The sequence below is a fragment of the Polaromonas sp. genome, assembly GCF_012927455.1.
Lineage (GTDB): Bacteria > Pseudomonadota > Gammaproteobacteria > Burkholderiales > Burkholderiaceae_C > Polaromonas.
Window position 1 is genome coordinate 430,520 of record NZ_JABBPE010000016.1, and the last position, 13,504, is coordinate 444,023.

The 13,504-nt window shown below is 61.7% G+C and carries 14 protein-coding genes; 9 read left to right on the forward strand and 5 right to left on the reverse strand.

The features are described from left to right. Nucleotides 1-133: 133 nt before the first annotated feature. Nucleotides 134-745, reverse strand: coding sequence for an NAD(P)H-dependent oxidoreductase (locus tag HHJ18_RS17085; RefSeq protein ID WP_296917055.1), 612 nt, complete (start codon nucleotides 743-745; stop codon nucleotides 134-136). A gap of 97 nt (nucleotides 746-842) precedes the next feature. Here HHJ18_RS17085 and HHJ18_RS17090 point away from each other — a divergent pair, with 97 nt between their 5' ends. The 8 genes from HHJ18_RS17090 to HHJ18_RS17125 all read left to right on the forward strand — a co-directional run bounded on the left by HHJ18_RS17090 (nucleotide 843) and on the right by HHJ18_RS17125 (nucleotide 7,449). Continuing rightward, the gene (locus tag HHJ18_RS17090; protein WP_296917057.1) at nucleotides 843-1,091 is read left to right on the forward strand and encodes a type II toxin-antitoxin system Phd/YefM family antitoxin; all 249 of its coding nucleotides are present in this window, start codon (nucleotides 843-845) and stop codon (nucleotides 1,089-1,091) included. Between the two features lies 1 nt (nucleotide 1,092). Beyond that, nucleotides 1,093-1,512 carry a type II toxin-antitoxin system VapC family toxin gene (locus tag HHJ18_RS17095; protein WP_296917059.1) on the forward strand — a complete coding sequence of 140 codons (420 nt, stop codon included), beginning with the start codon at nucleotides 1,093-1,095 and terminating at the stop codon, nucleotides 1,510-1,512. Nucleotide 1,513: 1 nt separating this feature from the next. Beyond that, nucleotides 1,514-3,541, forward strand: a complete 2,028-nt coding sequence (gene mnmG, locus HHJ18_RS17100; RefSeq protein WP_296917061.1) for a tRNA uridine-5-carboxymethylaminomethyl(34) synthesis enzyme MnmG — start codon at nucleotides 1,514-1,516, stop codon at nucleotides 3,539-3,541. Next, nucleotides 3,541-4,224, forward strand: a complete 684-nt coding sequence (gene rsmG / locus HHJ18_RS17105) for a 16S rRNA (guanine(527)-N(7))-methyltransferase RsmG (RefSeq protein WP_296917063.1) — start codon at nucleotides 3,541-3,543, stop codon at nucleotides 4,222-4,224. The genes mnmG and rsmG overlap by 1 nt, the downstream gene beginning before the upstream one ends. A 139-nt stretch (nucleotides 4,225-4,363) precedes the next feature. Continuing rightward, nucleotides 4,364-4,990, forward strand: coding sequence for a LysE family transporter (locus tag HHJ18_RS17110; RefSeq protein WP_296917065.1), 627 nt, complete (start codon nucleotides 4,364-4,366; stop codon nucleotides 4,988-4,990). A gap of 53 nt (nucleotides 4,991-5,043) precedes the next feature. Next, a complete protein-coding gene (locus tag HHJ18_RS17115; RefSeq protein WP_296917067.1) occupies nucleotides 5,044-5,829 on the forward strand; it encodes a ParA family protein in 786 nt (261 codons plus the stop codon). A 102-nt stretch (nucleotides 5,830-5,931) separates the two neighbouring features. Further along, nucleotides 5,932-6,501, forward strand: coding sequence for an alpha/beta fold hydrolase (locus tag HHJ18_RS17120; RefSeq protein ID WP_296917069.1), 570 nt, complete (start codon nucleotides 5,932-5,934; stop codon nucleotides 6,499-6,501). An 18-nt stretch (nucleotides 6,502-6,519) separates the two neighbouring features. Then, on the forward strand, nucleotides 6,520-7,449 hold the full coding sequence (locus tag HHJ18_RS17125; RefSeq protein ID WP_296917070.1) for a ParB/RepB/Spo0J family partition protein: 930 nt from the start codon (nucleotides 6,520-6,522) through the stop codon (nucleotides 7,447-7,449). A gap of 238 nt (nucleotides 7,450-7,687) precedes the next feature. On the opposite strand, the gene HHJ18_RS17130 is transcribed toward HHJ18_RS17125, so the two are convergent. The 4 genes from HHJ18_RS17130 to HHJ18_RS17145 all read right to left on the reverse strand — a co-directional run bounded on the left by HHJ18_RS17130 (nucleotide 7,688) and on the right by HHJ18_RS17145 (nucleotide 12,203). Then, nucleotides 7,688-8,599, reverse strand: coding sequence for a TIGR03915 family putative DNA repair protein (locus tag HHJ18_RS17130; protein WP_296917072.1), 912 nt, complete (start codon nucleotides 8,597-8,599; stop codon nucleotides 7,688-7,690). Nucleotides 8,600-8,830: 231 nt separating this feature from the next. Then, nucleotides 8,831-9,901: a lysylphosphatidylglycerol synthase domain-containing protein gene (locus tag HHJ18_RS17135; RefSeq protein WP_296917074.1), complete on the reverse strand. Its 1,071-nt coding sequence runs from the start codon at nucleotides 9,899-9,901 to the stop codon at nucleotides 8,831-8,833. Nucleotides 9,902-9,919: 18 nt separating this feature from the next. Then, nucleotides 9,920-11,242, reverse strand: a complete 1,323-nt coding sequence (clsB, locus tag HHJ18_RS17140; protein ID WP_296917076.1) for a cardiolipin synthase ClsB — start codon at nucleotides 11,240-11,242, stop codon at nucleotides 9,920-9,922. Nucleotides 11,243-11,402: 160 nt separating this feature from the next. After that, entirely contained in the window at nucleotides 11,403-12,203 is an 801-nt protein-coding gene (locus HHJ18_RS17145) for an endonuclease/exonuclease/phosphatase family protein (protein WP_296917387.1), read from the reverse strand. A 497-nt stretch (nucleotides 12,204-12,700) separates the two neighbouring features. Here HHJ18_RS17145 and HHJ18_RS17150 point away from each other — a divergent pair, with 497 nt between their 5' ends. Then, entirely contained in the window at nucleotides 12,701-13,348 is a 648-nt protein-coding gene (locus tag HHJ18_RS17150; protein WP_296917077.1) for a hypothetical protein, read from the forward strand. Nucleotides 13,349-13,504 lie beyond the last annotated feature (156 nt).

Below are 13,504 nucleotides of genomic sequence, written 5' to 3' on the forward strand. Positions count from 1 at the left end.
GCCGCGTAACCGGCTGCGAGGGATTTTTGCATACTGCGTAAAACCGCTTGCAGCTCAATGAAAACGGGCGTAAGCAGCTATAAAATAAATAGCAAAAAAAGGCTTGAGCGCGCTTGCGCGGGCCTGCCAAATGTTAGCCGGCCAGACGCCCGGCAGCAAACAGCACCTGGTCAAGCACCGCCTGAACCTGGCCGCGCTGGGCCTCATCGATCAGCTGGCCCTGCGTGTCGAAAGCGGCGCCGGCGCGGCTGAGCGCAAACGCCTTGGGCGCGACCCAGCATTGCGCATTGAGCAGTAGCGGCACCAGGTGATTTTGCGAACGTAGGCCGCCCAGCGCTCCGGGCGAGGCGCTGAGCACGCCCACCACCTTGCCGCGAAATGCTTTGAAGCCGTCCTGCCAGGCCGGGTCGCTCTTGACCGGGCTGGAGGCCCAGTCGATGGTGTTTTTCAGCAGCGCGGTGTAGCTGCCGTTGTACTCGGGCGAGCAGATGACCCAGGCCGGGTGCTGATGCATCAGCTGCTTGAGCCGCATCACGTCGGGCGGTGTACCGCGCGCTTCGAGGTCGGCGTTGTACATCGGGATGTCGAAGTCGGCCAGCTCGATGTGCGTGACCTCTGCGCCGCTAGCGCGCGCCAGCGTGGCGGCAACGCCGGCCAGCTGGCGGTTGAAGGAGTTCAGGCGGGTGCTGCCGGCAAAAACCAGGAGTTTGGGGAGCTGTTGGGGGAAGAATGGTGGGGTGGACATGACGCTGATTTCATCACAGGCTGTGAGGGAAAGCGAAAACGCAGGTCAGTGCAAACGCAATCCGCTAAAATGTACAAAATTATAACTTTTGTACAAAATGCACATCATTTCCTTGAGTGAATTCCGGGCCAACGCGTCGGCCATGATAGACCGGGTCGAGCGGGGCGAAACCGTGCGCATTTTGCGGCATGGCAAGCCGGTTGCCGAACTGGTGCCGGCACAATCATCTGCGCCCGAGAAGTTGCCAAGCTGGAAGCGCCCGATCAAACCGCTGGAGTATCAGCGTGCCGATGGCAAAACATTGGCGCAATTAATCATTGAAGAGCGCGAAAGTGCTCGGTATTGATATGAAGCTATTACTCGATTCCTCGGCTATCGCTAAGCGATATAAGCGCGAGAGTGGCCACGATGCGGTGGAGCGCCTGTTGATGCGCGCTGATTCGGTGGTGCTGGCAGCGCACTGCAAAATTGAAATTGCCTCCAGCCTGAGCCGCGAGGTCCACGACAGCTCGATTGATATGGACCAGTATGCCTATGCGATGGGCGAGGTGGCGCAGGATTTTGTTGACTTTGATGTGCGGCCCATCAGCCCAGAGATTGAAGTTTTGGCCATCGCGGCCATGGCGCACACCCGCTTGCGCGCCACGGATGCGCTGCACATTGGCACCGCACAGCTTGCAAGGGTTGACCTGTTTGTGACGGCGGATCGCAAACAGGCTTTGGCGGCGCAAGCCGTAGGCCTGAAAACCGAACTGATAGAGGCTTGAGATGTTTTATCCCGAAGAATTTGACGTGATTGTGGTCGGCGGCGGCCATGCCGGAACCGAGGCGGCGCTCGCTGCCGCCCGTATGGGCTGCAAAACGCTGCTGCTGACGCACAACATCGAGACGCTGGGGCAGATGAGCTGCAATCCGTCGATAGGGGGCATCGGCAAGGGCCATCTGGTCAAAGAGGTGGACGCCATGGGCGGGGCGATGGCATTGGCCACCGACGAGGGCGGTATCCAGTTTCGTATATTGAACAGCTCCAAGGGCCCGGCCGTGCGCGCCACGCGGGCGCAGGCCGACCGCATTCTGTACAAGGCGGCAATACGCCGGATGCTGGAGAACCAGCCCAATTTGTGGCTGTTCCAGCAGGCGGTGGATGACCTGATGGTGGAGTCCGACGGGGTGATCGAACGCGTCGTGGGCGCCGTCACGCAGGTTGGTATCAAGTTTCGTTCGCGCACCGTGATACTGACTGCCGGGACTTTTCTGGACGGCAAGATCCATGTGGGACTGAACAACTACGCGGCGGGGCGGGCCGGCGACCCGCCGGCGATCAGCCTTAGCGCGCGCCTCAAAGAACTCAAGCTGCCGCAAGGCCGGCTGAAAACGGGCACACCGCCGCGCATTGATGGCCGCTCGATTGACTTCAGCAAATGCAGCGTGCAGCCCGGCGACGGCATGCCGGGCGGCGTGGCTGGCGCGGTGCCGGTGTTTAGCTTCATGGGCAGCGGCATCACGCACCCGCGGCAGATGCCGTGCTGGATCACCCACACCAATGCGCGTACGCACGACATCATCCGCTCCGGTTTTGACCGCAGCCCGATGTTTACCGGCAAGATTGATGGCGTCGGTCCGCGCTATTGTCCGAGCGTGGAAGACAAGATCAACCGCTTTGCCGACAAGGAGGCGCACCAGATTTTCCTGGAGCCCGAAGGCTTGACGACGCACGAGATTTACCCCAACGGCATCTCGACCAGCCTGCCGTTTGACATTCAGTACGCGCTGGTGCGCTCGATGGCGGGCATGGAGAACGCCCATATCCTGCGGCCTGGCTACGCGATTGAGTACGACTACTTCGACCCGCGCGCGCTGAAAAGCAGCTTTGAAACCCGGGCCATTGGCGGGCTGTTCTTTGCCGGGCAGATCAACGGCACGACAGGCTACGAAGAGGCTGCGGCGCAGGGCATGTTCGCCGGCATCAACGCTGCGCTGCAGTGCCGGGGTAAAGAGGCCTGGTTGCCCGGGCGCGACGAGGCCTACCTCGGCGTGCTGGTCGATGACCTGATCACCAAGGGCGTGACCGAGCCCTACCGCATGTTTACCAGCCGCGCGGAGTTCCGCCTGATGCTGCGCGAAGACAATGCCGACATGCGCCTGACTGAGAAGGGCCGGGAGCTTGGGCTGGTGGACAACGCGCGCTGGGACGCCTTCAACCGCAAGCGTGATGCTGTTTCACGTGAAACAGAGCGGCTCCGCAGTATCTGGGTCAACCCCAACAATCTGCCCGTGGCAGAAGCCGAGCGGGTGCTGGGCAAAGCGATTGAGCGGGAACACAACCTAGCCGATTTGCTGCGCCGCCCTGATGTGAATTACGCCGGACTGATGTCGCTGAATCAAGGGCAGTACGCCAACCCCAATATTTCTACGGGGACGGCCGGGGTTTCACGTGAAACATCGGCCGAAGGCATCCTGTCTGCCGATCTGGCCAAAAGCGTGATTGAACAAATCGAGATTTCCGCTAAATACGCGGGCTACATTGACCTGCAAAAAATAGAGGTAGACCGCGCTGCCCAGTACGAAAACCTCAAGCTCCCGACTGATTTGGATTACCTGCAGGTGTCAGCGCTGAGCTTCGAGGCACGCCAGACTTTGAGCAAGCACAGGCCTGAAACGTTGGGCATGGCCTCGCGCATTTCCGGCGTGACACCAGCGACAGTGTCGCTGCTGCTGGTGCACCTCAAGAAGAATCTTTGGAAAAACACGACTCCGTTGGTATCTACTCAGCCTTCTGAACGGGCCGAAAGTTGATGGGGCACGCGGAACAGGATTTGCGAGCTGCGCTACTCGCCGGTCTGGATGCGCTCGGCCTGACGCTGAGCGCGCAGCAAGTCAGCCAGTTGTTGGACTACCAGGCCTTGATTGCGAAGTGGACCAGGGTTTACAACCTGACGGCCGTGCGCGATCCGGCGGAAATGATGACGCATCACCTGCTCGACAGCCTGGCGGCCATCGCGCCTTTGCGGCGGCATTTGCAGCAAGCTGGGCTGGAGCAGGGCGTCTGCCTGCTTGACGTTGGCTCCGGCGCCGGTCTGCCCGGCGTGGTGATCGCCATCTGCTGCCCAGCCATCTCTGTGACTTGCGTTGATACAGTCGCCAAGAAGGCCGCGTTCATCAAGCAGGCAGCGCTGGCCTTGAAACTGGTTAACCTGACCGGCCTGCATGCGCGGGTGGAAAGCATCACGCAGCCGTTTGACGTGATCTGCTCGCGGGCGTTTGCCTCGCTCGCCGATTTCACGCAATGGTCTGCCGCGGGGCTAGCGCAGCGGGGCGTTTGGATGGCGATGAAGGGCAAGCATCCAGCGGACGAGCTGGCGTTGTTGCCTGCGGGCGTCGAGATGTTTCACGTGGAACAGCTGCGTGTACCGGGGCTGGACGCCGAGCGCTGCATTCTCTGGCTGCGCCCTCGGGCCGGCCATTTGATGGACAACTGAGGCGATCAGCTAAGCACAAACGCAGCTTTTTGGCGAATCTCCCGCGTTTGGCCCCCGAAAGGCGTAACCATCCCGCTTGAACGCGACACCCCTGTCGTAAACTCAAGCCCTTCACTCCTCAAGTTTCGGGAAAAATTCCATGCTGGGCTCATTTGTCGGCGTTGCCGACTATGGCGCTTTTATTGCCGCCATCATTATTTTTCTGCTGATTCCCGGCCCAGGCAACCTGGCGCTGATCACCTCCACCGGCAAGGGCGGCATTGCTGGCGGCATGGGCGCGACCTTCGGAGTCATCGCCGGCGACCAGCTCCTGCTGTGGGCTGCGGTGGCCGGGGTGTCTGCCGTGATGCTGGCTTATCCGGCAGCCTTTCGTGCCGTGCAGTGGGCCGGTGCAGCCTATCTGGCTTGGCTGGGCCTGAAAATGCTGCTGACCAAGCCCGGCGACGCGCCGATTTTGCAGATAAAGCCGCGTCACTACTTTCGCCAGACCCTGCTGATCACGCTGCTGAACCCCAAGGCCATCGTGTTTTATTTGGCCTTTTTCCCCCTGTTTGTAGACCCGGCCCAGCACCAGGGGCTGAAAACCTTTGGCGTGATGGCCGCGACCATTGCCGTGCTGACCTTCATTTACGGCCTGGTGGCGGTGCTGCTGACCTACTTTCTGGCCGCGCGCATCCGGGCCAGTCCGAACATTTCGGGCCTGCTGCAAAAAGCCGCAGGCTTATTTTTGATCGGCTTCGGCATCAAGTTGGCGCTGTCGAAGTAGCCGCTGATTTTTCCTGTTTTCAGTTCTCTTCATAAAACAACAACTAAAAACCCATGGCCAAAATATTCTGCATTGCCAACCAAAAGGGCGGGGTGGGCAAGACCACCACAACGGTAAATCTTGCGGCTGGCCTGGCCAAGGTGGGCCAGCGCGTGCTGATGATTGACCTGGACCCGCAGGGCAATGCCACCATGGGATCGGGCGTGGACAAGCGCCAGTTAGCGCTCACGGTCTATGACGTGCTGCTGGAGTCGGCAACGATTGCCGAGGCGCGCGTGACCAGCCAGAAGCTGATTGACGGCGGCTGCAGCTACGACATACTGGGTGCCAACCGCGAGTTGGCCGGCGCCGAGGTCGAACTGGTTGAGGTCGAGCGGCGCGAAAAACGCCTCAAGCTGGCGCTGGCCGAAGTCGACAGCGCCTATGACTTTGTGCTGATCGATTGCCCGCCGTCCTTGTCCTTGCTGACGCTCAATGGCCTGTGCTGCGCGCATGGCGTGGTGGTGCCGATGCAGTGCGAATACTTTGCCTTAGAAGGGCTGACCGATCTGGTCAACACCATCAAGCAGGTGCACGCCAACCTGAATAAAGACCTGAAAATTATCGGCCTGCTGCGTGTGATGTTTGACCCGCGCATCACGCTGCAGCAGCAGGTGAGCGAGCAGCTTAAGCAGCATTTCGGCGACAAGGTGTTCAACACCGTGATCCCGCGCAATGTGCGCCTGGCCGAAGCGCCCAGCTACGGCCTGCCCGGTGTGGTGTTTGACCCGGCCTCCAAGGGCGCACAGGCCTTTGTGGCGTTTGCCGAGGAAATGGTCGAACGTATCAAGGGCATGTGAAGTGCCCTATTTACCCATCAAAAAGGCCTCCAGCCCATATAGCACGGGCGCAAGTAGCTATCAAAAAAGTAGCATTGTCGCCTTGCCGTTTAGATTGAGCGCATGAAACCCGGCAACGTCCTGATGCTTCCCGGCTGGCAAAACAGTGGCCCGGGCCATTGGCAAAGCCGTTGGGAGCGGGCGCACGGCTACACGCGCGTGGAGCAACACGACTGGTTGCGGCCGCTGCGTGGCGACTGGATAGCCCGACTCGAAGAGGTGCTGCTGGCCTGCGACGAGCCGGCAGTGCTGGTGGCGCACAGCTTGGGCTGCCTGAATGTGGCAGCCTGGGCCGCGCACTCCAGCAATACGCAGCGCGTCAGGGGCGCGCTGCTGGTGGCGCCGCCCGATGTGGAGCGCGACGATCTGCGCCCTATGCTGTTCAGTTGGGCGCCCATTCCCCTGCAGCCGCTGCCGTTTAAAACCCTGCTGTTTGCCAGCAGCGACGACCCGTTCTGCGCGCCCGAGCGAGCCCAGCAGTTTGCCGCCGCCTGGGGCGCTGATCTGATTGATGCCGGCCCCAAAGGACACCTCAATGCCGAAAGCGCTCTGGGGGACTGGCCGCTGGCCCACGAACAATTACTGCGGCTGATGCGCCTGGCGCCCGCAACATCCGCAGCGCCGCCCCACTGAATTAACGAAAGACACCACATGGTCACGAAAAAACCCAAAGGCCTGGGCCGCGGACTGGAAGCGTTGCTCGGTCCCAAGGTCAGCGAATCAACGGACGCCGACAACGCCAACAGCAGCGCCACCAGCCCCGGCCTGCCGGCGTCGCTGCGGCTCAGCGACATGGTTCCAGGCAAATACCAGCCGCGCACCCGCATGGACGAGGGCGCGCTTTACGAGTTGGCCGAGTCGATCAAGGTGCAGGGGATCATGCAACCGATTCTGGTGCGGCGCCTGAGCGCCGGCCCGAACGACGGCAAATACGAGATCATCGCCGGCGAGCGACGTTACCGTGCGGCCGGCCTGGCCGGGTTGGACAGCGTGCCGGTGCTGGTGCGCGACGTGCCCGACGAGTCCGCCGCGGCCATGTCGCTGATTGAAAACATCCAGCGCGAAAACCTTAACCCGCTGGAAGAAGCCCAGGGTTTGCAACGCCTGGTCAAGGAGTTTGGGCTCACTCACGAAACGGCAGCGCAAGCCGTCGGGCGCTCGCGCAGTGCCGCCTCGAACCTGCTGCGCCTGCTCAATCTGGCCGACCCGGTGCAAACCATGCTGATGGCGGGCGACCTCGACATGGGTCACGCACGGGCCTTGCTGGCACTCGACCGGGCGACGCAGATCACTGCGGCCAATCAGATTGCTGCCAAGAAAATGTCGGTGCGCGAGACCGAAAGCCTGGTCAAAAAGCTCAGCGCCGAGTTTTCACTGAAGCCGCAAAAGAACGCCAAGGAAAAATCGCGCGACACCCGCCGCGTCGAAGAAGAGCTGGCCGACCTCTTGATGGCCGAGGTCGAAGTGCGCATCAAAAAGCAGGTTAAGCGCAACGGCAAGCGCGAAGACGTGGGCGAGTTGGCAATCCAGTTTGCCTCGATGGACGAGCTCAACGGGCTGATCGAGCGGCTGCGCGGCTGAGGGCCTAACAGCGCGCCGGGGCCGGCGTAGCATGAATAACTTGATGATTTCAGCCGTCGGGTAACCCCTTCAAGGGCTTTAGCCAAGCCAAGCAAGCTATTAAATACATAGCACGTTGCGCCCGTATTAATTGGGCTAAAGGCCATTTTTATAAACAAAATCGGCAGTTGAAGACGCACCGGTGCTGCGCAAGAAAACTGCATTGTGTGCGCCCGGCCAAGCGCAATACGGTAGCCGGTCAGCGCTCGGCGGCCGCGCTGATGACGCAGGGCAACCGCGCCAGCTTCTGCCAGTCGCGTGCCAGCTTTTCCTTGAGCAGCTTGCTACGCCGCCGCGCCGGCTTGAAAGTCTGCCGGTAAATGCTGAGCCAGCGCTGTTCACTGGCGTCGGCTGGCGGCGCGTCCGGTGAACCGACACCCGGGCCAAAGCGCAGCGCGCCCCGGGCGCCGTCCGCCGGCTCGTCGGCCAGCGCGCGCGACACCGCGAAATGCCTGGCGGGGGGCCTTGCATAGTCCCAGGCCAGACTGCGCCCGGGCGTCAGAATGGCCCAGCGCATTTGCGCAAAACGCTGGGCGAAAAACGGCGCGAGCGCGTCGACAATGTGATGTGTCGGCTCAAACCAGGCTAGATGCAGCGGACCGCCCTCTGGATGGGTCTTGAAGCTGTCGTCCCGCACACTGCGAAAGCGCAGCAGGGCTTTCATCGCCTGCTGGTCCAGCCGCACCGCCTGCGCCATGCCCTGGGCTTGCGCCATGTCGGCATCCAGCAGGTCGTGGCGCAGCGCGGGCTCATGCGCCAGCCGCCAAAGCAACCGGTAAAGCAAATCAAAACGTCCGGGGTCGCGGTGCTGGATGACGCTTTGGCAAAGACCCAGAAATTCCGGCGGCACGCTAACCGATGGGGCGTCAGCTGCGGCATCGTGAGCGCTGGGTCTCGATGGAGTTGCCGGCAGCGCGGCACCGCTGCAATGCCAGCGCACTTGGCCGGGCGCGATTTGCTGAGCCAGCAGGCGCCGAGCGGCTTGGCGAAAACCCGCCAGATCGACCGGGCCTTGCAGCGTGACGGACAGCGGGACGGCCGGAACTGCCAAGGCTAAAAGTAGCTCGTTGGCAAACAGGTCGTCGGTGCCAGATACGGTGGTTCTGTTCATGCGGCGCTCCTTTTTTCAAGCTAACCTTATGGTGCTGCAGACTGCAGGCTTTGCCCTGTAGGCAAAGGTGCCGATCTGGCAAACTGACTTGCACCCAAAATAACTGTTTTAATATACAGCTTTTTAACGTCTTTTGCACGAATGGTTTGCCACAATATCGCCGCAAAGCCGGCTTCGGCGCCTAAGCGGCCACAACAGCATCCCAAAAGTCAGCAATGCGCAAACCCGCCATCAGGCGTTCGTCTGCTTCGCCGTTTTGCCGAGTTTTTTTGCTTTGGCTTCCATGACAAAGTAAAGCGCGCTCGCCAGTGCCAGTGGTAGCAGGTAATAGATCACCCGGTAGGCCACCAGCGCGGCCAGCAGTTCGTGGCGCGGCATCTGGTGCGACAGCAGTGCCACAAACACCGCCTCCAGCACGCCCAGACCGGCGGGAATGTGGGTGATGACACCGGCGATGGCGGCCAGCAGCAGCACGCCGACCACGGCTGAAAACTCGATGCGCTGCTGCAACAAGATAAACACGATGCCCGACATCACCAGCCAGTTGCCCGCGCCCATCAGCAACTGCAGGCTGGCCATTTGCGGTGAAGGCAGCTCGATCGCATGGCCGCGCCATTGCAGCGTGCGCTGGCGCGAGAAGGCACACAGCGCCAGATAGCCGCCGGCCAGGGCCACCAACGCCAAGCCGACGTAACGCAGTTGCGCCGAATCGATCTTCCAGCTGGCTGGCAGACCCGTCGGCGGCAGCAGGCTGAACACCAGCCCGCCCAGTAGCAGGTAGCCGGTCCAGTTGGTCAGCATGCTCAGTGTCATGATGCGCGTGGTCAGGCCGGCGCGCAGCCCCAGCCTTGAATACAGGCGGTAGCGAAAAGCCACGCCACCCACCAACGAACCAAGGTTGAGGTTGAAGGCGTAGCTGATGAAGGTGACCAGCATCACGCTGCCGGTGCCCAGCGCGTGGCCGGTGTAGCGGCGCCCAAGCAGGTCAAAACAGCTGTAAAGCGTGAAGCTCACCACGGCGAGGGCCAGTGCGGCCGCCAGCGTGCGCAGCGGATAGCGCTGCAGCGAGGCCAACACTTCGGTCCAGTCAATGGTGCGGGCCTGCGTCACCAGCAAGCTCGCCACTGCGATGAAAAACAGCGCCGTGGCGCCGCGCTTGAACCATGGCCACCAAGCTTTGTCAGCGAGCTTGCGGGAAGGTTTGGGCACTTCTTGCGGCACTTCTTGCGGCACTTTCTCTGGCGCTTCTTTAGGCGTTTTTGCCGCCGATTTGGCGCGCGTGAGGGGCAGGCTGCTGGCCATATTCAAGCGCTCAAACGTTCAGGCGGGGTCGGCCCGGCTGACCCGATCAGCGCCGGCCGGGGTTTGGCCCGCGCTGGTGGTGGATTCCGTGCTGGTTTCGGGGCGCAGCGCCGACATCAGCGACAACGCCGGCCGCAGCCGCGGGACATGCGCCGGCAGCCAGCCGGCCCAGGCCGGGTAGCGGCGCAGCAGATGAAACAGAAAGAAGCTGCGCACGGTGCGCCAGCGGCTCGACTCAACCAGGTCGCCAGCGGCTATCTGCCGGCAGCTGTGCTGCATCAGGTATTCAAGCCGTTCGCTCAGGTGTTGGTTGAAGGCGCTGTCCTTGATGATCACATTGGCCTCCAGATTGAGCGACAGGCTCAGCGGATCGAGATTGCTCGAACCCACGGTAGACCATTCATCATCGGATAGCGCCACCTTGCCATGCAGCGGCCGTGCAGAGTATTCAAAGATTTTGACCCCGCCGACCAGCAGGTAGTGGTACAGCATGCTGGCCGCCGTTTTGACGATAGCCATGTCGGGCTCGCCCTGCAAAATAAGGCGCACGTCCACCCCGCGGCGCGCCGCCCGGCGCATTTCCTTAAGCAAGCGGTAGCCCGGAAAGAAGTAAGCGTTGGCAATGACGACACGCTTACGCGCCGCGCGAATGGCGACGCGGTAATGGTGCTCGATGTCGTTGGTGTGGTGGTGGTTGTCGCGCGTCACAAACATAGCGGCGGCATCGCCTGCGGGCGCCGGCGTGGCGCGCCGCCAGGTCTGCGCCAGCGTTTGCACCTGGGCGGTAAAGCGCTCGCGCAGCCGTCCGGCAATACTGGTCGCGGCATTGTGCTGGCCCGCTGCCAGCGCGCGGTGCACAAACTCGTGAATATCGGCGACGATGGCGCCTTCAATCTCGACCGCGTAATCCTGCTTGGCCATCGGCCCGAAATCGGCCAGGTGATCGGCCGAGTAGTTGATGCCGCCGACAAAGGCGCGCTGCCCATCGACCACCACGATCTTGCGGTGCATGCGGCGAAAAAGATTGGTGCGCCAGCCCCATAGGCGCGGTCCGGGGTCAAACACATGCACCCGCACGCCAGCCTGCGTCAACGCAAAGATGAATTCGGGCGACAGATCGGGCGAGCCATAGCCGTCAATCGTCATGTCAATCTGTACACCGCGCAACGCTGCCTGCAGCAGCGCCGCGTGCAGCCCCTTGCCGACCTTGTCATCAAACAGGATGAAGGTTTCCAGCACCACCTCACGCTGCGCCGCAGCAATGCATTCAAAAACGCGCGGAAAAAACTCCTCCCCGTTTTCCAGCAGGCGAAACGTGTTGCCGGTCACCCAATGGTTCATGGCAAGGCATGTAATGGCGAAGGCAAGGCGCGGGCCAATGAACGCCACGCTATGGCGCTCCCGAATTTGCAAACAAGGGCCGCGGAACCGGCTTCGCCGGGCCGCAGGCGCAGCGCCCCCCCGGGGGGCAGCGCAGTACGCGAAGCGGCAAGCGTGGGGGTCACAGCTCGATCTCCGCAGCCAGCGGCGCATGGTCTGACAGGTGCGACCAGGGGTTGCTTGGCAACACCACCGGGGCGTGACCGAAGGCGTTGCGCACGTAGATGCGGTCCAGCCGCAACAGCGGCAAGCGCGCCGGAAAGGTGCGCGCGGCTTGCCCGTTGGCCTGCACGAACACCTCGTGCAGTTCAGCCTGCTCCAACACCGCGTGCGCGCGGTGGCGCCAGTCGTTGAAGTCACCCGCCACCACCACGGGCGCGTGGGGAGGGATCTCATTGCGCACCAGATCGCACAGCATCTGCATCTGCTGAAGACGATGGGTTTCAATCAACCCCAAATGCACGCAGATGGCATGCACGTTGACACTTCGGCCAGGAATCTTCAGCTCGCAATGCAACAGGCCGCGTCGTTCGGGGCCGCTGATGGAGACGTCGCGGTTTTCAAAGCGCACGATGGGAAACTTCGACAGCACCGCATTGCCATGGTCGCCGTTGGTGTAGACCGCATTGCGGCCATAGGCAAACTGCGGCCAGATGGTGTCTGCCAGAAACTCGTAGTGTGGCGCCTCGGGGTAGTTGTCGAACTTGTCGGCGTGCTTGATGTGGCTGCCGGTGACCTCTTGCAGAAACACCACATCGGCGCCCACGCTGCGCACCGCTTCGCGCAATTCCGGGAGGATGAACTTGCGGTTAAAAAACGTAAAGCCTTTGTGAATATTGACCGTCAGCACCTTGAAGGAAAACGACGACTCTGCGCTGACTGCGGCCAGCGCGGTTTCGGTGTCAGCCTGCACGGCGGCCATGTCGACGGCCGGGTCCGCATCCGAAATATCTGGCGGGGCAGCGGGAACAACAACGGACGAATTACCGGGCGCGCGGCGTGAGGAATGAGGAGAAGAGGGAGCGGAAGAGGAGGAGGGCATAAACATGAAGTGGCTGATACGGAAGGGCGAAAAACGGCCTGAAAAACAATTGTTATCTTGAGCCCAGCATACCCCTGTAGGACAGCAACTTCTTTGCGTCACAGCCCTGGCAAATAACGCGGAGCAAACAGCGTTCGTAGAGCACGCCCGCCGACGGCGGACGGCCCGCAGCCCGCAGTGCTGGTGACTTGGCGTCTCTCCTTGGCTGGCGGATTGCAACACCACAGATCACCGGCGCATCTTCCTACAGGCCACGGGGCGCCTCTCTGATGAATCGGTCCAATTGCGGCCGTTAAATTACTTTCAGCGTTGGCCCTTATCAGTGGCGGGCGTTTTTTTAAAACCGGCCCTAGTAAGGCAAGCAAAGGATTCCAAAGATGAACACGTTTAAAAAATCTTCGATGAAAGCCATTCCTCTGGCAGCCATTACAGCCGCCCTGCTGTTCGGCGCCGCAGCCCAGGCGCAAACCGGCTCGGCTGGCATGACCAATGCGCCTACCGACATTGGCGGCACTACCAAGGGCAAGGACGCGGTCAACCCTGATCCGCGCGCCGGCAACGGTATGAAAGCCAGCCCGGATGCTGCCGGCGCCACAAGTTCGGGCAGCGGCATGGGCGCCAGTACGATGTTGCCCCCCGGCACCACCAAAGGCAAAGACAAAGCCAGCCCTGAGCCGACCGCGGGCCGCAATCCCACGAGCGGGACTGCCAGCACCACTCAGAGCGCCGATTTGACGCCGGCCAACCCGAATGCCACTGCCACCCCGGGAACTAGCAATAGCAAGGACAACGTTAGCCCTTCTCCGACCGCAGGCAAGGGCATGACGGCCGATGAGAGCGCCGGCGCAATGGCCGAGAAAAAAGCCGCCCGCGATGCGCGCATGAACAAGAGCAGCAGCATGGGAATGGGTGGCCAGGCGGCCCCGAGCGGTGGCATGGGCATGGGCATGGGCATGGGCATGGGCATGGGCAGTCCTTCCCCATCGGGTGACATGGGAGGCATGGCCCCAAGCCCTGCGAAGTAACTCAACGAAGCGAGCAGGCTGCGGATAGTCAATATTCGCTCCAGCTTCGTTTCGCAGGGTAGAAAACGCGCAGGCTCTGTTCCGACCGGTAAGCATGGGTAACACGCGCTGATTTCGGTGGCTTTCGCGGCAAATGACAGGACCGCGCGGTGCATA